Below are 22015 nucleotides of genomic sequence, written 5' to 3' on the forward strand. Positions count from 1 at the left end.
CCTGGCTTTGGGCTAATTCACAAAGCTGAAATTGTTTCTTAGTCATCTTCATCCTGCCTGTTAATTGAGCCAGCTATATGACCGACGTGCCCGTTTCTCGCATTCGTAATTTTTCGATCATTGCCCATATTGACCACGGAAAATCTACCCTCGCGGATCGCCTGCTACAAACAACTGGCACTGTTAGTGATCGGGATATGAAGGCCCAATTTCTAGACAATATGGATCTAGAGCGCGAGCGAGGGATCACTATCAAGCTCCAGGCAGCGCGGATGAACTACAAAGCCCGTGATGGCGAGCAGTACGTCCTGAACTTGATTGATACACCAGGGCACGTAGATTTCTCTTATGAGGTGTCGCGATCGCTCGCAGCTTGTGAAGGCGCGTTGTTGGTAGTCGATGCCTCACAGGGTGTAGAAGCGCAAACGCTAGCCAACGTCTATTTAGCTTTAGAACATAATCTAGAAATTATTCCAGTCCTGAACAAAATTGATTTGCCTGGTGCCGACCCGGAGCGGGTCAAGCAGGAAATTGAAGAGGTTGTGGGGCTCGACTGTAGTGGGGCTATTTTGGCCTCGGCTAAAGAAGGGCTTGGCATTAATGAAATTTTGGAGTCGATCGTCCACTTGGTGCCCCCGCCGAAGGACACCATTAACGATCGCTTGCGAGCCTTGATTTTTGACAGTTACTACGATAGCTACCGGGGTGTGGTCGTTTATTTCCGAGTCATGGATGGCACGGTGAAAAAAGGCGATCGCATCCGGTTAATGGCCTCGAAAAAAGAGTACCAAATCGACGAACTAGGCGTACTTTCGCCCACCCAAGTCCAAGTGGATGAACTGCATGCTGGCGAGGTAGGCTACCTGGCAGCAGCAATCAAAGCGGTTGAAGATGCGCGGGTTGGTGACACAATTACCCAAGCCAATGCCTTAGCAGCAGAGCCGCTCCCAGGCTATACAGAAGCCAAGCCGATGGTGTTCTGTGGCATGTTTCCGGTAGACGCCGATCAGTACGAGGATTTGCGGGAAGCATTAGAAAAACTCAAGCTCAATGACGCAGCGCTTTACTACGAACCGGAAACCTCTAGCGCGATGGGGTTTGGGTTTCGTTGTGGCTTCCTCGGCTTGTTGCACATGGAAATTGTGCAAGAACGCTTGGAACGAGAATATAACCTGAATTTGATTATTACGGCTCCCTCGGTGATCTATCGAGTCACGACTATGAAAGGCGAAGTGACTCTCGTAGACAATCCGAGTCGTTTACCGGGCCCTCAAGAGCGCGAGAAAATTGAAGAGCCTTACGTCCAAGTAGACATGATTACGCCGGAGGAGTACGTCGGTACCCTGATGGAGTTGAGTCAGACCCGACGGGGGGTATTCAAAGACATGAAATACCTCACTAAAGGCCGTACAACGCTGATTTATGAGTTGCCTTTGGCTGAGGTAGTAACCGACTTCTTTGATCAAATGAAGTCGCGATCGCGCGGTTACGCCAGCATGGAATACCACTTAATTGACTATCAGGAAAATCCGCTGGTGCGCCTAGACATCATGATTAACGGCGATCCAGTAGACTCATTGGCTACGATTGTTCACCGCGACAAAGCTTATGGAGTGGGTCGCGTGTTGGTCGAAAAGCTCAAAGAACTAATTCCTCGCCACCAGTTCAAGATTCCTCTACAGGCAGCCATTGGCTCCAAAGTCATTGCCAGCGAAAGTATCCCAGCGTTACGCAAGGACGTACTGGCTAAATGCTATGGCGGTGACATTAGCCGGAAGAAGAAGCTGCTGCAAAAGCAAGCCAAGGGTAAAAAGCGCATGAAGGCTATCGGTACCGTAGATGTGCCCCAAGAGGCGTTTATGGCTGTCTTGCGCCTGGATCAGTCCTAATTTGGGCTTTGGGCGGCATTACTGAGTTTAGTTCGCCTTGCAAATAAATTTACTTGCATTTGTACTTGCCGTTGGCAACACTCCCACTCGAAAGCACCTTGCGGGGAAACTACTGAGTGGGAGTATTTTTTGCAAGCCACAAGTAACTCGTGACTGATGTAACGCTTACTGGCAGAATTTTCATCAGCGTCAGCAGGCTCAGGAATTCAAGTTAAAGTCTGATTACATCTGAGCTGTGCTCAAGACTCCTATTTTGGTCAATTCAGCATCTTCCAATTGACATATTTGATATTAAATTTATTCTGATTCTTAGATTATTTACTGGCTAATGCTGATGCTCTTCAAGCCTAGAGGACACTAGAGCGATCGCTCCTGAACAGACATTCTCAGCATTTTGGCGTTGACTTACTTGGTCTCTGGTAAGGCTAAACTAGGCTAATTTTCATCAATTCAGGATTGCTATTAAGTTTTGGTGAATTCTACGGTTTTAGATCTGACTCCACCCAAAATTTCTGTTAGTTTTCTAAACAAATCAGTACAAATACGGCAACGCTAGACAGTCCAAAAATCAGAGGTTAACTTAGAGGACAGCTTTCCTCCAAAGAGCTAATCCAACAGCTTAGAAACCTTGAATCGGCCCTAACGTCCGTTTTCCAGTTGACTCAGGATTGGGTTGTAAAATAATTCAACCCTCTTCAAATATCTGTAGCTTCAAACTATGAGAATTTTAGTCACAGGTGGTGCTGGATTTATTGGTTCACATCTCATAGATCGATTGATGACAGAGGGACACGAAGTCCTTTGCATCGATAACTTCTATACGGGACATAAACGGAATTTGCTGAAATGGCTAAATCATCCCTATTTTGAGTTGATTCGCCATGACATCACCGAACCTATTTCCCTGGAAGTGGACCAGATTTATCACCTAGCCTGTCCAGCCTCGCCAGTGCACTATCAGTACAATCCAGTCAAAACCATCAAAACTAATGTGATGGGCACTTTGAATATGCTGGGCTTGGCTAAACGAGTCAAAGCGAGATTTTTCCTCGCTTCTACTTCTGAGGTTTATGGTGATCCAGAGCAGCATCCTCAAACTGAGGAATACCGAGGGAATGTCAACCCTATTGGTATTCGTAGCTGCTACGACGAGGGTAAACGGGTTGCAGAAACCCTAGCTTTTGATTACCACCGCCAAAATGATGTTGAAGTTCGCGTGGCTCGAATCTTCAATACCTACGGCCCCAGAATGCTAGAAAACGACGGTCGGGTTGTCAGTAACTTTGTTGTTCAAGCTCTGCGAGGAGTTCCCCTGACTGTTTATGGGGATGGCTCTCAAACTCGAAGCTTTTGCTACGTCTCAGATTTAGTAGACGGTTTCATCCGTTTAATGAACGGTGAGCATACTGGTCCTGTAAATTTGGGGAATCCTGATGAGTACACCATCTTGCAACTGGCTCAAGCCGTGCAACAAATGGTAGCTCCAGACGTGGCAATTCGATTTGAACCGTTACCCCAGGACGATCCCCGTCGCCGTAAGCCCGACATCACCAAAGCTAAAACTTGGCTGGGATGGCAGCCGACTGTTCCCTTACAGGATGGCTTGCGGTTAACTGTAGAAGATTTTCGGACTCGGATTACAAGCCCAAATCCAGATAGTAATCCGTCCGTCAACGATTTAACTGGCTCTCCTGCCATGTTGAAAACGTTCTAAAGCGTTCCCTGCCTCGTTCTGATTTCCTGACCTTTCACCTTCATTTGCCCCTTTTCGAGGACTCACCCTATGCGCGTTTGTGTCATTGGTACTGGATACGTTGGCCTAGTAACTGGAGTCTGCTTGGCTCACATTGGACATGATGTGATCTGCGTTGATAACAACGAAGAGAAAGTCAAACTGATGCAGGCTGGTCAATCTCCCATCTTTGAACCGGGGCTGTCAGAGTTGATGCAGTCTTCAATTCAGCGTGGAAAGATTCAATTCACAACTGACTTGGGTGCAGGTGTTAACCACGGCGAAGTACTCTTCATTGCAGTGGGTACACCTCCACTACCAACCGGCGAAAGTGATACTCGCTATGTAGAAGCAGTAGCTCGCGGCATCGGTAGCCATCTCAACGGCGGCTACAAGGTGATTGTGAACAAGTCCACCGTACCGATCGGCTCAGGTGACTGGGTCAGAATGATTGTGCTCGATGGGATTGCTGAGCGTCAGCAAACTTTGGTCGGCGCTGGCGGTGCAATAGCTGAAGAAAGCCTCGGTGCTCAGTTCGATGTAGTCAGCAACCCTGAATTCTTGCGGGAAGGTTCGGCTGTATACGACACCTTCAACCCTGACCGGATTGTTTTGGGCAGCAACAGCTCTAAAGCGATCGCGATGATGCAAGAACTCTACACACCAATTACAGAGCGGCAGTTTGCGGAAGACAAGTCTTTGCCCCCAGTGCCAGTGGTTAGCACCGACATCAGCTCGGCAGAAATGGTGAAGTATGCTTCCAATGCTTTCCTAGCTACCAAAATCAGCTTTATTAACGAAGTTGCCAACATTTGCGATCGCGTTGGCGCTGATGTCGTACAAGTGGCGAAAGGGATTGGTCTAGACTCTCGGATTGGCAGCAAGTTCTTACAAGCTGGAATTGGCTGGGGTGGTTCCTGCTTCCCCAAAGACGTTTCAGCGCTGATTCATACTGCTGATGACTACGGCTACGAGGCTCACTTGCTCAAAGCTGCGGTCAGCGTCAACCAGCGCCAACGCTTGATTGCGCTCGAAAAACTCCAGCAAGTCCTCAAAATTTTGAAAGGCAAAACGGTTGGTTTGTTGGGTCTGACCTTCAAGCCCGACACAGACGATATGCGGGATGCGCCTGCTCTAGACTTGATCGAGCACCTAACTCGCTTGGGCACCAAAGTTAAGGCTTACGACCCCATCGTTTCCCAAACTGGTTTGCGTCATGGCCTATCCAATGTGTTAGTAGAAACTGACCCTGAGCGCTTGGCTGATGGTTGCGATGCCTTGGTGTTAGTGACCGACTGGCAGCAATTCCGCACCCTCGACTACGCGAAGATGGCGAAATTGATGAACAACCCCGTCATGATCGATGGCCGTAACTTCCTCGAAGAAGAAATCCTAGAGCGGGCTGGCTTCCGTTATCTAGGTGTGGGTCGATAGACTCTTAGCTGAAGCTTGGTCTGAACTAGACTCACTGACTTTCAGTATCTAAACACGCTCTAGAAAATGCGCCCTTTCCTAATAAGAGGGCGCATTTTTTTCGGGGGGTTTTTGATTGCGATTACAGCAAAGGCTTTGCTTCAGCGTAAGCAGCCAAATCTAGCTGAGCTAAGCGATCGTAAGCTTGGGCAATGGCGCGATCGCCCCGCAAAAATCCCGTATTGGCCCCCGGACAGATAAAGTTGAGGGTTTGGGGTGTAAATCGCTCCAGTAGTTTTTGAATGCTGCGCAACTGGCGGGGCCAATGGAAAGTTTTGGCAATTCGCAACGGCACAGGCTCCCCTTGAGTGCTGGGGATTAAGTGACGTCCAGAGAACAGCACCCCACCATAGGCTTGATGATAAAGACAAGCGGAGCCCGGAGAATGTCCTGGGGTCCATAGAGCTTGAGCTTCTGGATAAAACGAGAAGGTTTCATGAAATTGAATCGAATTTAACCCTGGCAGCAAATAGGCTTCCTGCTCTTGGACCACGATTTGGCAGCCGAAGGTTTGTTGTATTTCACTGACATACTTGCTAATGCCGCCGCGATGAGTGATAAACAGCCAGCGGACACCACCCTGAGCTTGTAAAAACTGTAGGTTGGCTTCGTTCCAAGCAGGACAATCGACCAGGATATTAACATCGTTTCCTACAATGAAATAAGCAGTACCACCCAAAATATCTCGGTTGGGTGGGAAAGCGTACAGGGTGTAAGGAGGTTGTCCATCCAAGACAACACGAGGCTGCTTTGATAGTGAGCTTTGTGGCTCCGGCATAGTCTTAGTTTGGCTTTGGAGTTCTTGTAAATTGAGAATACGCTGGCAACAGCTCGTGAGACATGTCTACCAGGCTAGTGGGCTTCTTGCATAGTAGTTTGGCTAGGGCTTGGCCCCACTCAAACTAATCACGAAATCTAATTTGCAGCAGGCTAGTGATAATGTTGCTTACTGGTCATGAAAGTGTTTAAGACATCCTCTGAAGGCCACTTGAGATTAATAGCATGACTTTTTGGTTGCTCTCACTCGTATTCTTGCTTGGCTTCATTACCTACCTGGTTGTGCAGCGCAATGTTGCTAGCATTACCCGCACTCCAGTCTGGATTCTATGGCTGGTAATGATGACGCCTGCGCTAATTTGGAGTACCTGGACCCTAGTTTACGGTGAGAATAATCCGCCACCGCCTATTTTAGTGATTGGGCCTTTTGTCACCTGTACCCTCTTGTATTGGTTGTTGATTCGGGTAGGGCGCATCCCTAATTCTGCTAGCAAGACTGCTGAGGCCACTAGCCAACCTACATCGCCGGAAACGAAGCATTCTTTATTAGCTGAGCCAACGGCGGCGGAAGCAAAAACTGTAGTTAAGCCTCTCAATAAAGAGGAAGAGGCCAGTTTGCAAAGCTGCTTTCCTTGGTCAGTCTACTATGTTCAGAACTTTGAGTACCGACCTCAAGCAGTGATTTGTCGGGGACAGTTGCGCACTACACCCGACGCAGCTTATCAGACGATTCGGGACAATATTGAAGCTCAATTTGGCGATCGCTTCTTGGTGATGCTGCAAGAAGGAGCAAATGGCAAACCTTTTTTCGCCTTAGTGCCCAATCCCCAAAGTCAGCAAGCCGATCAATCGAAGCAAGAGCCTTTGACTCGACCCGGATTGGCACTGGGATTATTAGTTGCCACGCTTTTCACTACTACCCTAGCGGGGATTGAAATTGCGGGCGTAACGGTGACTTCGCTTTCGCAGTTGTTTGCAGAACCGCAGCTATTTTCGGCTGGGTTGCCCTATGCCTTGGCTTTAATGACAATTTTGGGAATTCATGAGTCGGGACACTATTGGACGGCTCGCTTTTATAAAGTGCGGGCGACGTTGCCCTATTTCATTCCCATTCCTTTCTTCCTAGGAACATTTGGCGCGTTTATTCAAATCCGTTCACCGATCCCTAATCGTAGAGCGCTGTTCGATCTAGGCATTTCAGGGCCCATGACTGGGCTGATCATTACATTGCCCATCTTGCTGTGGGGGTTAATGCACTCTACGACTGTGCCTGCGACTGATAAGCTTGGCCTCAATTTCAATGCCTTGAATCCTAGTACCTCGTTTTTACTGGCGCTATTAAGTAAATTGGCCTTGGGTGCTGCCTTGACGGCTGAAACTGCGATTAAATTGCATCCAGTGGCGATCGCAGGTTGCTTAGGTCTCATTGTTACAGCGCTTAATTTAATGCCGGTAGGACAACTCGATGGCGGCCATGTGGTGCATGCGATGTATGGGCAGCGAGCTGGAGCCTTAATTGGTCAAGTGACACGGCTGCTGGTACTGGGGCTATCGCTGGTGCAACCGGATTTCTTTCTCTGGGCAGTGCTGCTATTTTTTATGCCAGTGGTAGATGCACCCGCACTCAATGACGTGAGCGAACTCGACAATCGGCGAGATTTACTGGGATTGTTTACTTTGGGCTTGCTCTTGATGATTATTTTGCCTGCCCCCAAGGTTGTGACTCAAATCCTAGGTTTTTAAGACATACTGCTGAAAGCCTGACTTGATGGAAGCAGGAAGGAACGTTGCCGATGACTCAAGACGTTAGACAGTGGCTATCTGAAATCAAAGCTTTGCAACAGCAGTTGGCTGAAGCGGAGCGAGAACGAGACGCAGCTTATACTAGTGCGACTAACTGGCGGCGGCTCTACGAAACCGAGGCCCAACAGCGCCGCATGGAGACGAACCTAGCGCAACAGGCGATCGCAGATTTGCAAACGGAGATTCAGCAGTTGCGAGGCGGCATCATCTTTGGTGACAATGACAGTCACTCTGCCGCAGAAATGACCCAAGCCTTAGACCAGCTCCAAACGCCCGCTGAACTGCGCGAGAAGTTGGGGCAAATCTTGCAAGAGCAAAGTCGCCTCCAAGGTGAAGTGGAGCGATTGATACAGGCGTTGCAGCTAGAGCAGGCCAACCATGCCCAAACTCGTAAAAGCTTAACCACTGCCTTAGGCGATACGATTGACCTGCTGACGAAAGAGCGAGCCATCAAACAAGTAGAAAAAAGCACCAGTAGTATGACTAATACTGGTGCTGATTCAGCTTCTGAGAATCTGGATTTAGAGGCAACTAAAAGCCCATTGCTTGAGCTACCGCCGTTAAATCAGGCGCAATTCCCTGTTTAAACTGGTTGGCGCTGTGTTTGATGGCTGAGTCTGGATCTTTCAAGCCATTGCCTGTCAGGACACAGACCACCGTAGCTCCCGTAGGAATTTGATCTTTCACCTTTAGCATCCCTGCTACTGATGCGGCGCTGGCAGGTTCGCAGAACACACCTTCTTGGGAAGCCAAGAGGCGATAAGCTTCTAGAATTTCTTCATCAGTGACGGGGTTAAAAGCGCCTTGACTGGCATCTTTAACGGCGATCGCTTTTTCCCAATTCGCGGGATTGCCGATGCGAATAGCAGTTGCCAGTGTTTCAGGATGCTCAACCGGAACGCCGGAAATTAGAGGGGCAGCACCTGCGGCCTGGAAGCCCATCATTTGGGGTAGGCGATCGCAGCGACCCTCTTGGTGGTACTGGCAAAAGCCCATCCAGTAAGCAGAAATATTACCTGCATTACCGACAGGAATGCAGAGCCAATCGGGGGCGTTACCTAGCACATCCACAATTTCAAAGGCGGCGGTTTTCTGTCCTTCCAAACGGTAGGGATTCACCGAGTTCACCAAAGTAACGGGGTGAGTTTCGGCCATTTCCCGCACAATCTCTAAGGCGCGATCGAAGTTGCCTTGAATTGCTAGGACTTCAGCGCCATACAGTAAAGCCTGAGCGAGTTTACCCAAGGCGACATAGCCTTCGGGAATTAAGACAAAGGCACGCATGCCACCCCGACGGGCATAAGCGGCGGCGGCGGCTGAAGTGTTGCCCGTACTGGCACAAATGACAGCTTTCGCTCCCGCTTCTTTGGCTTTGGAAATTGCCAAAGTCATGCCTCGATCTTTGAAACTTCCAGTAGGGTTAAGACCGTCATATTTTACGAACACCCGCACCTGCCTACCAATCTGCTCTGCGATCGCAGGGACCGGAATCAGGGGAGTATTGCCCTCATGCAGCGTTACTACAGGAGTCTGGTCGGTAACGGGTAGATAGGGTCGGTAAGCTTCAATCAGACCTGGCCAACTTATGGCCTTTGGTGCAGATCCAACAGAGGAATTAGCGGAGGACAGGCTTAGAGTCACAGTGTCAGCTAGGTGGGTTCCAAAAAAATTGAAGTAAACCTTAGTGTATCGCGATCGGCAAACTTCTCTAAACTTTCAGTGTGCCCACCCTGAGCTTGCGCCTGAACTTATCAGCGTCACGCTCAAATATCGATACATTCCTTCACCTTAGTTCATTAATCCAGTAAAATAAGCAAATGGTGTGAGTAAGCAAAAATGACTAGTCAACTACTGATTTCGACAAGTGCATCCAGCTCATCTAGTGCTCCCAGTGGTCTAGAACCCGGTGAACCTGCTAGTAGTAGCACAGCCGTCTCGGAAGCCAGAAATCGTTTAATAGAATCCATGAAAAAATCTGCTTATCAAGTTGATCACCAAGTTAGAGTCCTGACCTTGCAAGCAGAGGCAGAGGCTTTACTTCAGCAACTGCAAGCTTTAAAACAGCAACGTTCGATCTCAGAACTAGCTTTAACTCATCGCTCCTAGGCGGCAGTCAGCCCCTCACCCGCTAATCCCTGCTTTCAAGTTTGGGAGCAGGGACACGGAACTTTAGTTTTCTCAGCGAGTGCTATGGGGTAAGATGATTTTTCTCTGCGATCGCCAGCTAGAAACTCGCTACGAACCGGAGTGATGCTCAATGGTGTGGGGCCGCTGTGGCTTGCGGATAAGCCAATATGAGAAATTTTTAGCCCTATCTCTAAAAAACTTAATACTTAAATTCAATCTTGTGGTAAAAAGGACTGGTTACTGAGCTTGCAGCTAGAGTGGCACTTTGGTTTGCAGCACTCATTTTTGCTGCCAAGTTTTTCTACATATCAATTGACGCAACTACTTGAAAAGCAGAACCTGCTACCTTGCATTAGCAGGTTTTTAATTGTGCACCCAGATATCACTGCTCATTGGAGAAAGTTCATTTCTTTATGACCGTATCGACAGTAAAGCCTGAAAACCTAGAGTTTGATGCACCTGCTTCAGCTCTACGTCTCAAAGACATTTTGAAGACCTTACCGAAAGAATGTTTTCAAAAAAATAGCCGCAAGGCGTGGTCTGCTGCATTATTCAGCGTCGCTGTCGTGGCTCTAGGTTATTGGGGTTTAGCGGTTGCCCCTTGGTTTCTTCTACCTGTGCTCTGGATTTTTACAGGGACCGCGTTAACTGGTTTTTTTGTGATTGGTCATGACTGCGGCCATCGCTCTTTTGCCAAACGCCGCTGGGTGAATGATTTGGTGGGTCACTTGTTCATGATGCCCCTGATTTACCCCTTCCACAGTTGGCGCATTCTCCATAACTTCCACCACACCCATACCAACAAGCTGGATATTGATAACGCTTGGCAACCGTTCCAGACAGAGTATTACGATAGTTTGCCACGCTCACTCCAGAACGGCTATGAGGGGCTGCGGGGACGCTTCTGGTGGGTCGGTTCGATCGTGCATTGGGCAGGGATACACTTTACTCTGGCGGAGTTTCAACCCAAGGACCACTCCAAGGTTAAGTTGTCTGTGGCGGTTGTGTTGATTTTTGCCGCGATCGCTTTCCCCACTTTAATTTTGACAACAGGCATCTGGGGCTTTGTGAAGTTCTGGCTGATGCCTTGGCTGGTCTACCATTTCTGGATGAGCACGTTCACTTTAGTGCATCACACCGCACCAGATATTGCGTTTTATCCTGAAGAGCAATGGAATGCGGCTGATTCTCAGCTTTCCGGTACGGTGCATTGCAATTACCCAGGTTGGGTGGAGTCTTTGTGCCATGACATTAACGTGCATGTGCCGCACCACATTTCCACCGCAATTCCTTCCTACAACTTGCGGATGGCTTACCAAAGCTTGCAGCAGAACTGGGGCAATCGCTTGTACAAAGAGTGCAACTTTTCCTGGGCATTGATGAAAGAAATTACAGACCAATGCCACTTGTATCATCCTGAGGCTTGCTACCGCTCGTTTACGGACTATCGTCAAGGTCAATAGGCATCACTTGCGGCTGAAATTTACGTTTTTTTATCTAACGGGAGTTTCAGCCGCTAGAATTAAGGCTATTCTGTGTAATCAGATTGCACGAATTTCAGCAATGTTGGTGAGGGAGTGGGCATGAACAGATTGCAGCAACTGGTAAGTTTCACGGCCACGGCTCTGGTCCTGGTTGGTTGTGCTGGGGGCGATCGCACGGCCCAGCAAAATCCCACTCCCGCTTCTCCGTCTGTGGCTAGTTCCACCCAAACTGTTAAAACTCAGCCGATCGCCCAACAAAACTTTTCTAAGCCCATCGTCCCACCCGTACCCGTGGTCAAAACGGTTCCCGTACCAGGTTTAGTGCAGCCTACTAACGCCACAGCTCGATTGCCGCAAATCGCCTCAGGTCGTCGTGACCCCTTTGCCGCTGTCGTGACCTCTCCAGTCGTGGTGCCTGGACCTGTGACTAGTACTAGTACTGCTACAAGACCAATCCCTCAGGTTGCTCCGGTGCCGAGAGTGGTGAGAACGGCTCCAGCTAGACCCGCTCCTAGTCAGCCTGCTCCCGCCCCAGTCTTTGCAGCTGCTCCTTTACCGCAGTTGCAGCCTAGCTCTCCTAATTTCACTACAGTTCCCTTACCTCCGCCTGCTCCGTTCCCTGGTGTGGTGCCTCTACCGCCTACCAGCGTTGCTAATGTGATCGAGGTGACTGGTGTGGTGCAAGTGGGCCAAAAGGTAAGCGCCATTATCAAAGTGCCAGCAGAGTCCACGAGCCGCTATGTCAGTGAAGGCGAGTATTTAGCGGGTGGCATTTTAGTCAAGCGAATTGAGTTAGGCACCCGCGAAGAGCCTTTAGTTGTGCTAGAGCAAAACGGCGTTGAAATTGTTAAATCTGTCGGTAGTGCAGGCAATACAGTGGCTCGCGCCTTCTAAGCGCTAAGGCGGAGGCTGGAACGAATTCTGATGTCTAGAATGGGAAGGAGCTTTGCTTGACCCCAGTCTCTAGGTAGGTGTGCGTAGCTATGAAGCGATCGCCTCAGTCAACGATTTCCCGGAATTTGAGTTATCAAGAGGTTTATACCTGCCCCATCTGCCGTCATGGTGAGATTGCAGGCATGACCTTGATGGATGCGTTTGCTTGTAATTTTTGTCGCCATATCTTCACAGCTAACTTGCGCGAGCAATCAGTTCAAGTGGTAGATAACTCTCACCCCTTAGCTTGGCGCTGGAATGGGCAAACTTGGCGAGGTCTGCACCAAGTAGATGGTGACCAAACTGTTTTAATTTGGTTGATCGGGTTGATTTTGGTCGTCTTGCCATCGGCTTTGGTGGGGCTGGCTTCTTATATGTTTCCGCCCCTTGATGACAGTCCTTCTAGCTCTGTCCCTTTGCTGTGGACGAGCTTAACTTTCTGTTTGCACTTTATTTTGGTGGCGTGGTTGGTGGCAGAGCATCACCAGTTCCCGCTGTATGTAGCTTGTAAGGTGCGATTGCAAGGACTTACCAATCGGCCTTAAGGGGTTAGCCTACTCGAATTGCTGTTTCTTGCTAGACCAGCGTTGGAGGCGGTAGCCCGTAGATCCATCCACGACGAGGACGGAGATACCACCATCGCCTAAGTCTGCGATCGCTAACAGTGACTGTTGGGCTGTTCCATTAAATTCGTTGTAAAGTACAGCGCCCGTATCTGACACAATCAAGGTCCGCGATCGCCCAGCAGGACGTTTCTGGGCGTCTGGCTGGTCAAGTTGCAAAGTAGCCAGCGTCTCTGGGTCAAGGGTAAACACGGCTTCGATTTGCTGGTTGCCAGTCAAGTCAATTTGTTGCACTTGCCAACTACCAATTTCGCTTTGTTGGAGTAGGCCCGCAGGGGTCGCTGTCACTCCAGCGGGTAATTGATTGCTTTGTTGTAGTTCTGTCGCTAGTGCTTGCAGGATCGGATTGGCCAGCTTAGGTTGCTGTTGATTCAGATCTGCCAAAGTAGTCACTGCGGGGGTCGTCCATTGCAAGGCCGTAGTCGTCAGGGCCAAAGGACGGGGTAGGGGTTGTGCAGCCGTAGGAGCGGGAAGGGGGTCGCCAGCCGCCAAAATCCGTATGGTGCCGCCTTGTAGTTGTATTGCTTTGGCTGTGGCGAAGACAGTGTCTTGTTGGCCCGCATCGGTCCAGACCAAAATCTGTAGTTGTGGATCGGTGGTGAGGCCCAGCAAATTCCACAACGGTTCGGCCCCATCAGCCTTGGAAAACTTGAGGTCAGAAAAGTTAGAGCGTTGCCAACGCTTGCCATCGTAAAAAGCCGTCACCTCCACTTCGTACCAGGTTTGTCCAGCCTCTAATTTCAAACTTGAGTTCTTTAGTTGCCACCAATCCGCAGGGTTGATTTGCTTAATTGGCTCTGCCGTGCCGACAACTTGGCTCAGGTGGGTGCTGGGAGGAACGACATCGGAAAAGTTGGGGTCGAGGCGATCGAGGAGTTTGCTAATCTGAGCGATCGCGGCTGGTTTGGTTTGGGGTTGTTTCTTTAACCAAGCGATCGCCGCAGCTTTATCTTTCTTAGCGCCAACAATTAAAGCGCCCCAGGCTTTGGCATCGGTTTGCATTGGGTCAACTTTGAGGGCAGCCTCGACCCGATTCCACAAGCGATCGGCATCTCCCTTCAACAGAGAGGCGACCTCCTGGCTGTTATCCACGGACGCTTGAAACACGGATAAGGCTCTGGCCCAACGACCATCAATTAAATTCGTGAGCACTTGTTGGCTAGGGCTAGCCCAAGACTTTTCTGCTTGAGCTTGGGTCGCTTCTGCATGCAGCCGCACAAAATCCATCTCGGCTTGGGCCGCGTTGGACCACAGGTCCGGATTGGCTTCACTGGCTTGGCGGAGCGATTTGAACCAGGCTAAAGCTGGAGACCATAAGCCACTCCGGGCTAAGGTCATAATTTTGCCGTAGGTTTCTGTATCAAAGGCTGGATCACTGAGCGAAATAGCTTCTAGCTGAATCGGGTCCGGTAAAAACTGCCGTGGCTGGACCTGATAAACCTCGAATTGCGGCTCTAAGCCAACGGTTTGGTCTACTACTAGTTCGGGGGTGGCTCCGCTAGTAATCGCTTTCCAGGCAGGAGCTTGGCCCGTAGAACTTGTCCACTCCAGCATCCAACCTAAGTAGTCTCGGTCAGGATTGTAGTGAGCCACGCGGCCATAAGCAATAGTGTCGTCGCCTCGTACCAACTCGCCGCTCAGCAGTAACCATACGCCTGAGGTGGGGACTTTGCCCTCAAAGCGCTGAATGGTGGTTAGCGGGAGCGATCGCGCGGACCCTTGGTTCTCTGAGTTGGCATCGACCAGTGGAGCGATCGCAAAAGATTCTTCTGGCCCCGCTACGGCGATTTGGCTAGCTAGCCAGTAAGACTGCTCTTGCTTAATCTGCCGCCGCGCATCCTCAACGGGTCGATAAACCTGGAGCTCAACAATTTGCTCACAGTTACTCTTGGTTGAATCTAGAGTGCTAGTGGCTTGACAGAGGGGGCGTCGAGCCAAAACCGGAATTAAAAGATCGGTGGCAGTTGCACTTTTGTTGGCTCCCTTGGCTTCATTGCCCAAAGAAATGGGTTCACCTGGAATCCGACCTGCTTGACGAATGCTGGCGCGAATTTCTGAGAGGGTTTGATAAGTCTCCTGGTTGGCAACCGGGATGCGAGTCCAAGTGGGTAAATATTGATTTAATCCCACGATCGCATCGGGATCAACAATCAGTAGAATGGCTATCCAAGCTCCGCCAACTGTCAGCCCCGCCGCACCACATAACAGTGCCAGTGCCCCCAGCAGCGAGAGCCAAGAATTACCCTGAGCCTTAGTGGGTGTCTGGGGAGGACTCGGAACTCTGGGTGGGGCAGCACTCGCAGGCGGCCTTGGAGTCGCTGGCTTGCGCGGTGGCAAAAGCTTCGGTTTCTTCTGGGGTTGGAGCGCAGTCTTATCCGGTTTAATTCCCATTCCAGCTTTCAGTTAGCAATCAAAAATCTTTGGCGATCGCAGGTTTGCAGTTGAGCTGACTGCGTACTGATCCATACAAGGTGTAGTGACCTCTTCCGGTCAACCCATAAAGTCTTGGAAGCGAGTTGGAGTCTCAAACTCCCCTTCCCTATGAGGGAAGGGAGTGTGGGTTAGGTCTCATAATGCCTAGCGGTCGCGCCATCAACTCAGCAAATTTGGAACTAACTGTACCCCTAATTCTCAATAGTTCAGCAGGAATTTCAGACTTTTGCCAAAATCTACAGAATTTAAGCTTCTAACAAGGCTTGTTCGTAAAGTTGGCCCGCCCGCTCCCAAGTGTAATTGGTTTCGATCATCGATCGCGCGTTGTGGGAAAGCTCTGCTCGTAAAGCTGGATTTTCAAACAACTGGCTAATCGCGTTGACGTACTCAGCCACAGAATTCGCTCGCAACGCCCGCAGAGGCACATTGGCTCCATCCACAGTTAAGCCCTCTAAGCCGCGATCGCTAGCCACAATGGGTGCGCCTGCTGCCATCGACTCCAAGGTTTTGGTTTTAATGCCCAAACCAACGCGGAGGGGCACGACGCATACTGTCGCTTGGTGCATGTAGTCCACCATTGACGGGACTTTGCCCGTGACCACCACACCAGGCTCATCTTTGAGGGCTAAAACTTCCGCGACGGGACGCGCCCCCACCAAGCTCAAGGTAGCTTCTGGATAACGCTGCCTGACTTGGGGAAACACCTCTAAGGCAAAGAAGCGAGCGGCATCAATGTTGTGGGAAGAATCCATCGCGCCCACAAACACCAAGCGTTGGCCGCCTGGGTCGCCAGGACGATAGGGAAATGTCTCTAAATCCACGCCGTTAGAAACGACGGTAATGGGAGAGCCTGGGGAAATGGCCGCTAGTTTTTGGCGATCGTCTTCCGTAGTGGCAATGAGACTCGAAAACTTGGCGCAATAGCGTTTCTCGTAGCGATAGAGCAAGGGCAGGTAGAGGCGATCGCGCAACGGATTTTCCGAAGCCCCATGCTCTAGATGGTTTAGCACCCAACCGTACACCGAGCTATGCACATCAACGACAGTATGGACAGATTGGCGAAACTCCGGGCGAATATAAACTTCATTGACGCTGTGTTCACAGGCGATCGCGTCACATTTCCCAGCGGCGACAAAGGTGTCTACCCAAGCTTGCACTTCTGGGGAATATCGTTTTAGGACGTTGGGGGGTGTGGTTTTGGCCACAGACTCGACGAAGCGGCCGACTTTACTCAGCAAGCCAGGTTTGGCTTGAGACTGCTCCCCAGGAAACACCATTAGGTGGCTGACCCATTGCTGCAGCGCTTCCACATCTTCATCGGAGGTCCAGCGTTGCCGCTCAGTCACTAGCGTCACTTCATGGCGCTGATGCAGATATTTCAATAAATTAAAAGTCCTGCCCTCCGCTGCTCCCCGGCTGGGGGGATAGGGGAACGTATTACAGGAGAGCACCAGAATTTTCATAGGAGTTGTTGGGAAAAACTATAACCATTCAATCTCTGTGGCTTGCTCAGATAGCTTGGCAGCTTGCTGACCCGCTGTTCTGGCTCTGGCGCAGTAGACGCTAATGGGCGTACTGATCAGCTCGATCGCGGAAGTTTTGCCAAGCAGCGTTTTGCCTGTCTGGATCGGTAGTTCCTTCAAGAACCAGCGGCTAAGCAGATAGGCCGATTCCTGCCAGGTGTGTTTGCGGGTTAAGCCTACGCCATAGAGTTCGTGTAAGTAACGATTGGAGCGACCATAGCGTTGCCACTGGCTTTTGAGGTCTTTGAGAGTAGCGCGATGACGATGTTGCACGATCGCCTGTTCGGCAAAATAGAGCTGCCATTCCGTTTGTTTCTGGATGCGCCAACAAATGTCAGCGTCTCCCCCGGTGGTCATGTAGGGTCGAAATAATCCTACTTGCTCCAAGGCTTGGCGTCTAATGGCTAAGTTGGCGGTTTGGCCGTAGGGACAGAATGAGTGAGCGAGAGTATCTTTTTGGCTCAGGAGGTTACGGCTGTCAGCGTAGCGCTCTAACAAGGTGGTGCCAGGCAGAGCAACAATTTCACCTACAACCAACCCATTACTGGGGGCAGCAAAGGGTGGCACAAGCAGCTCTAACCAGTTGGGTTGGGGGCGGCAGTCAGCATCAGTAAAGACAAAAATCTCTCCGATCGCAGCTCGAATGGCCGTATTGCGGGCGGCATAGGCACTTTGAATTTTGGCTTCGGTGAGATGGTGCAGGTTCCACCCTTCTGCTTGGGCGGACTCAGCGGCTTGCTGCAAAATTTCAGCAGTGCGGTCTTGGCTAGCATTATCGACTAAGAGATACTCCACCCGTTCTCTAGGGTAGGTCTGAGCCCGAAGGCAAGCCAAAAGTTCAGGTAAATCGGTTTCGCCGTTGTAGATTGGAATGACAACGGAAACCTGAGGCAAGAAGGTATCTGGCTGAGGGCTATCCATCGCTTGATTTCTCTAAAATCTTTATACAGCCGTCCCTAATCTTTATGAAATTCATATAGCGGGCTCGATCCAGATTTTAAACGGAGCGATACCATCAATATCGAAGTGGCAGTTTGGAACTGTATCTTCACTCCAGTTTTAATGCTCTAGGGATGCGAATTTAAGACATTTTGAGGGGCGCTTTCCCAGTCACAGCATTTTCTAGTAATCAACTCATGCCTAAAGTTAGTATTTGCATTCCTACTTATAACCGAGCCAATCTGCTCCCCTACGCGGTTAATAGCGTTCTTCATCAAACTTACACAGATTTTGAGTTGCTAATTTGTGATGATGGCTCGACCGATGCGACCCCCGAGGTGGTGAGCCAGTGGGAGGATTCGCGGATTCGCTACATTCGTCATCCCGTCAATATTAAGCGCAGCAAGAACATGCGCTCTGGTTTTGAAGCGGCTTGCGGCGATTATTTCATCAAGTTTGACGACGATGATGCGCTAACGCCAGAGTTTTTAGAGAAAACGGTTGCTGTGTTGGACGCTAACCCGGATGTGGATTTTGTCTGCACGAATCATTGGATTATTAATCCAGCGGGAGAGCGAGAGGAAGCAGCGACATTGGCCAATGCTGCGAAGTGGGGCAAAGATAAGTTGTCAGCAGGTGTGATTCGCAATTTAATTCACGAAACGTTTGTGCGCCAGAGTTTACAGGTGGGCTCGACGCTATTTCGCAAAGCTTGCTTGGATGAAGTGGATTTCATGCGCTTTGAAGCGGATGGCTGTGAGGATTTTGATTTGTTGGTGCGGTTGGCGATCGCGGGGAAGCAGGGCTACTTTTTGCCAGAGTATTTGATGGAATACCGCATGCACGGGGGCCAAAACAGCCTGCGACAGAGTATCCATTTCTTAAGAGCCAAGCTGTTCTGCCTTAACAGCTACCACTTTGATGAGAGTGATGTGGAGCGGCAGCGGATCAAAAAAGCGGCAGGCTTGAAGCAAGATCTGGCTTTGAGGTTAATTGAGAAAGGCGACACAGCGGAAGGCCGTCAACTTTTGCAAGAAGCGAATCAAGTTTTGGGCACTTCTAACCGCGCTAAGGCAGGCTTGGTGCTCTCGTACCTACCAGAAAGTTTGCGCCAAGTTGCGTTTAATTTATTCCGCCAAGTGCGAACCAAGGACTACGCGGAGCAGGTACGCCAAGTACAAACTTCTAGCTAAATTTGGGTGCTAACAAAAGTGGGTGATTCAGGGGTAATTAAGAGCGATCGCTGCAAGCTAAGTTAGGATTCCGGGGAATATATAAATTCTGAACCCCAAAAAGTAAAGGTCATGAAATCGACGGCTCAATTATCAACGCCTGAATTGAAGTTTCTCCTGACCCTCTTAGATTGTCCCGATTACCGATCAGGTCTGAGCGCCAAACGATTTGCCAGCTTCAAGGGCAAAAATACACTTTGTAAGGACTTGGGCGATCGCGGTCTAGTCGATTTTTCTCAGGAAGTTAGCACTGTCAAAATTCTGCCGCCAGGTCGTGCTCTCTTGAAGGTTGATCCAGCGCAACTACCTATTAAAGACAAAGAGCTTAAAGTGCTGCAAAAGCTCGCTGATTCGGCTGGAAAAGTGGCTCCCAGCAAAATCACGTTGCTTAAAGCCTCTGAAAGAGAAGTGATTTTGTTAGCTTTGAGTGAGAGAGGATTAATCGAAGCTGAAAGGAGTATTAAAAGAACTAAAGCAGAAGTGTGGCTAACTGAACGAGGTATTGAATATTTGCGGGATGACTATAACCCTAAGGGAGCTGCAACCATTAATTTGGAATTGCTAAATCACTATATCCAATTCTTGCGGAAGTCTTTGGGTGCAACAGCAGACTCAGCAGATGTGGAGACTTCTATAACTCCCGAAAATGACAATTCATCTGTTCCAAAAATCGATGATTTGAGTGATGAAGTCATTCTTAAGATAATTCAGCAGCTAGATCAAGAACTTGGCACGGACAACTACTTACCACTCTTTCATTTGCGGCAAAAATTACAGCCACCTCTCTCTCGTGAACAATTGGATCAAACGCTTTATCGCTTGCAGCGCAATGACACAATTGAACTAAGTTCATTGGTCGATCCTACTTCCTATACATCTGAGCAAGTTGCTGCTGGAATTCCTCAGGATGCAGGTGGCGCACTCTTTTTTATTACTGCGAATTAAATTTTGATTTTCGATTTGATTGGTTAGTTAGCAACTTACTCATTCGCCCACTAAAGCTTGAGCATGACATCGATTGATGAGATCATTAAGCGTGAAGTCAACCCCTTTGACTTGGTTAATCTGAAGCCTGGTAACTTTTGGGGTGAACAGCAAGATGCAGCCCAAACTGTGGATTCTATTCATCAAGAGGCCATTACTGAGATCGAAGCACTGGTTGATTTAGTTGCTAAAGATCACGTTAGTCGGACTGTTTTGCTAGCAGGTGATTCTGGTTCTGGCAAGAGCTATCTTTTGGGTCGGCTCAAGCGCACCCTGAATCCTAAAGCCTTTTTTGCCTATATTGGCCCTTGGGCAGACAGTGACCATATCTGGCGGCACATTCTCCGCTATACCGTCGATAGCTTAATGCACAACCCAGAGGGGCAGCAAGACTCTCAATTGCTACTCTGGCTGAAGAGCTTATCTGCCTTTACTAAGCGAAATCTTAAGCAGCGTGTACTCAATGATAGTGTTTGGAAATTGTTGCAAAGCGATCGCAAAAAATTTATCAAACACTTAAAAAACACCTACAAAAGTGCAGGAATTTATAGTCCCGATATCTTCTTTGGTATTCTTCACGATCTCACCAATCCTGAGCTTTATGATTCGGCTTGTGAATGGCTGCGCGGTGATGATTTAAGCGAAGAATCCATGCAAGCTCTTAAAGTTAGAAACTGCATTGATACAGAAGATGCAGCTAAAAATATTTTGGCAAATTTTGGTAGAATTTCCACCGAAACTCAACCCATTGTAATTTGCTTTGATAACTTAGAAACTTGTCTATTTAATCAAAATGGTATTCTCAACCCACAACCACTCTTTAATGTTAATACCACAATTCATAATGATTACCTAAGAAACTTTGTCATCATAATTAGTGTTGTTACAGATATCTGGAAGCGCAGCTCAGTTCGAATTCAACAAGCTGATAAAGCTCGTCTTGAGACAACTATTCAGCTTAAAAGAATTAACTTAGAGCAGGCAGAAGCATTATGGACTTATAGATTGGGGTCTTTGCATCATCAGGCGAAACCAAAACCAGAATCTAGGATTTATCCACTTACTAAGCAGCTTCTAGAACAAAGCTTTCCTGGTACTAAAACTGACCCTAGAAATGTCTTGATTTTAGGTAGACAGGAGTATCGAAAGCACAAAGATTCTATAGGTGAAAATCTTCCTGATCCTGATCCCGAGCCAGACTCACAATCTGAGTTTCAGTTGTTATGGCAGCAGGAATATCAAAAAACAGAGCAAAAAATTACCAAAATAGCTCTCTTATCTGCACCTGAGCTAGTTCGGATGTTACAAGAGGCTTGCATTGCTTTAGGTGTGAAAGAAGCTAGACCGAAGCTCCTAGGCGGGAAGTATGCCAGCTACTCCCTGAGCTATAAGCACCCCCAAGAGAAAAAGCAAGTAGGAATTATTTGGACAGAGGACTCAAATATGACTAGCTTCTATACGGTGATGAATGCTTGTCAGACTCTTGTGAATAAACGAACCGATCATGCTTTATATCTAATTCGTGCTGCTAGCGTAGGGACTCCTAAGCTTGTAGGTCAGCGCATCTACCAGCAGATTTTTACAGGAAATCCTCATCAGCACCTTAAGCCTAATTTGCCTTCTGTTCATACCTTGGCAACATACTATAGCTTTGTTAACTCTGCATTGGCAGGTGAGCTAGTAGTTGCAGGTACAACAACTACCTTGGAACAATTGCAAACCTTAGTTCGAGAATCAAAAGTTTTAGAAGGTTGTGCGCTGTTAAAGGAGTTAAAGATTATGCCGGAAGGGAGCAAGCCCCCCCTAGCCCCAATTAAAAAATATTTGCTGAACTTAATCAAAAACCAGCATTTTATAGGGCGAAAGGTTTTAGTCGATAATACTCATGGTCAGTTTTCTGATACAGATATATCTCACATTGGTCAACTAATCGAGCAGTTCTATAGAGACAACATAATCCAGATTATTAATCCTCACGAAGAGCTAGATAATCAACTGGTCTGTTGGATTCCAGAAAAAAATATTCCTGTTTAGAAAGCTATTGTTTCGCTAAATATTTGCAA

The 22015-nt window shown here is 48.8% G+C and carries 17 protein-coding genes; 12 read left to right on the forward strand and 5 right to left on the reverse strand.

The annotated features are described in order from the left end of the window. Positions 1–77: 77 nt before the first annotated feature. The 3 genes from lepA to H6F72_RS06465 all read left to right on the forward strand — a co-directional run bounded on the left by lepA (position 78) and on the right by H6F72_RS06465 (position 5055). Positions 78–1889: a translation elongation factor 4 gene (gene lepA, locus H6F72_RS06455; protein ID WP_190432926.1), complete on the forward strand. Its 1812-nt coding sequence runs from the start codon at positions 78–80 to the stop codon at positions 1887–1889. A gap of 718 nt (positions 1890–2607) precedes the next feature. Further along, positions 2608–3603, forward strand: a complete 996-nt coding sequence (locus H6F72_RS06460) for a UDP-glucuronic acid decarboxylase family protein (protein WP_190432928.1) — start codon at positions 2608–2610, stop codon at positions 3601–3603. 69 nt (positions 3604–3672) lie between these two features. Continuing rightward, complete coding sequence (locus H6F72_RS06465; RefSeq protein ID WP_190432932.1) at positions 3673–5055, forward strand: UDP-glucose/GDP-mannose dehydrogenase family protein; 1383 nt, start codon at positions 3673–3675, stop codon at positions 5053–5055. Between the two features lie 121 nt (positions 5056–5176). Here the strand turns inward: H6F72_RS06465 and H6F72_RS06470 are convergent, their stop codons facing one another. Beyond that, a complete protein-coding gene (locus tag H6F72_RS06470; RefSeq protein WP_190432934.1) occupies positions 5177–5872 on the reverse strand; it encodes an MBL fold metallo-hydrolase in 696 nt (231 codons plus the stop codon). A 224-nt stretch (positions 5873–6096) separates the two neighbouring features. Between H6F72_RS06470 and H6F72_RS06475 the strand changes: the two genes are divergently transcribed. Next, positions 6097–7614, forward strand: coding sequence for a site-2 protease family protein (locus H6F72_RS06475; RefSeq protein ID WP_190432936.1), 1518 nt, complete (start codon positions 6097–6099; stop codon positions 7612–7614). Between the two features lie 50 nt (positions 7615–7664). Next, entirely contained in the window at positions 7665–8261 is a 597-nt protein-coding gene (locus H6F72_RS06480) for a hypothetical protein (protein WP_199298926.1), read from the forward strand. Here the strand turns inward: H6F72_RS06480 and thrC are convergent. Then, on the reverse strand, positions 8206–9315 hold the full coding sequence (gene thrC, locus H6F72_RS06485) for a threonine synthase (RefSeq protein WP_190432937.1): 1110 nt from the start codon (positions 9313–9315) through the stop codon (positions 8206–8208). The two genes, H6F72_RS06480 and thrC, sit on opposite strands and share 56 nt — an antisense overlap. Before the next feature lie 195 nt (positions 9316–9510). Between thrC and H6F72_RS06490 the strand changes: the two genes are divergently transcribed. The 4 genes from H6F72_RS06490 (at position 9511) to H6F72_RS06505 (ending at position 12763) form a co-directional block, all read left to right on the forward strand. Next, positions 9511–9780 (forward strand): hypothetical protein, encoded by a 270-nt coding sequence (locus tag H6F72_RS06490; RefSeq protein ID WP_190433018.1) that lies wholly within the window; start codon positions 9511–9513, stop codon positions 9778–9780. A gap of 434 nt (positions 9781–10214) precedes the next feature. Further along, positions 10215–11264: a fatty acid desaturase gene (locus tag H6F72_RS06495; RefSeq protein WP_190432939.1), complete on the forward strand. Its 1050-nt coding sequence runs from the start codon at positions 10215–10217 to the stop codon at positions 11262–11264. Between the two features lie 120 nt (positions 11265–11384). Then, positions 11385–12179 (forward strand): hypothetical protein, encoded by a 795-nt coding sequence (locus tag H6F72_RS06500; protein WP_190432942.1) that lies wholly within the window; start codon positions 11385–11387, stop codon positions 12177–12179. Between the two features lie 89 nt (positions 12180–12268). Next, positions 12269–12763, forward strand: coding sequence for a hypothetical protein (locus H6F72_RS06505; RefSeq protein WP_190432944.1), 495 nt, complete (start codon positions 12269–12271; stop codon positions 12761–12763). A gap of 9 nt (positions 12764–12772) precedes the next feature. Here the strand turns inward: H6F72_RS06505 and H6F72_RS06510 are convergent, their stop codons facing one another. The 3 genes from H6F72_RS06510 to H6F72_RS06520 form a co-directional block, all read right to left on the reverse strand. Next, positions 12773–15232 (reverse strand): hypothetical protein, encoded by a 2460-nt coding sequence (locus H6F72_RS06510; protein WP_190432946.1) that lies wholly within the window; start codon positions 15230–15232, stop codon positions 12773–12775. Between the two features lie 287 nt (positions 15233–15519). After that, on the reverse strand, positions 15520–16737 hold the full coding sequence (locus H6F72_RS06515) for a glycosyltransferase family 4 protein (protein WP_190432948.1): 1218 nt from the start codon (positions 16735–16737) through the stop codon (positions 15520–15522). A gap of 18 nt (positions 16738–16755) precedes the next feature. Beyond that, positions 16756–17718, reverse strand: a complete 963-nt coding sequence (locus tag H6F72_RS06520) for a glycosyltransferase family 2 protein (RefSeq protein WP_190432951.1) — start codon at positions 17716–17718, stop codon at positions 16756–16758. A gap of 215 nt (positions 17719–17933) precedes the next feature. Between H6F72_RS06520 and H6F72_RS06525 the strand changes: the two genes are divergently transcribed. From H6F72_RS06525 to H6F72_RS06535, 3 genes are all read left to right on the forward strand, one after another. Continuing rightward, a complete protein-coding gene (locus tag H6F72_RS06525) occupies positions 17934–18929 on the forward strand; it encodes a glycosyltransferase family 2 protein (protein ID WP_190432953.1) in 996 nt (331 codons plus the stop codon). Between the two features lie 321 nt (positions 18930–19250). After that, on the forward strand, positions 19251–19913 hold the full coding sequence (locus tag H6F72_RS06530; RefSeq protein WP_199298927.1) for a hypothetical protein: 663 nt from the start codon (positions 19251–19253) through the stop codon (positions 19911–19913). A 63-nt stretch (positions 19914–19976) separates the two neighbouring features. Then, positions 19977–21986, forward strand: coding sequence for an ATP-binding protein (locus H6F72_RS06535; RefSeq protein ID WP_190432956.1), 2010 nt, complete (start codon positions 19977–19979; stop codon positions 21984–21986). The last annotated feature ends 29 nt before the right edge of the window (positions 21987–22015 follow it).

Source organism: Trichocoleus sp. FACHB-46 (assembly GCF_014695385.1).
Classification (GTDB): domain Bacteria; phylum Cyanobacteriota; class Cyanobacteriia; order FACHB-46; family FACHB-46; genus Trichocoleus.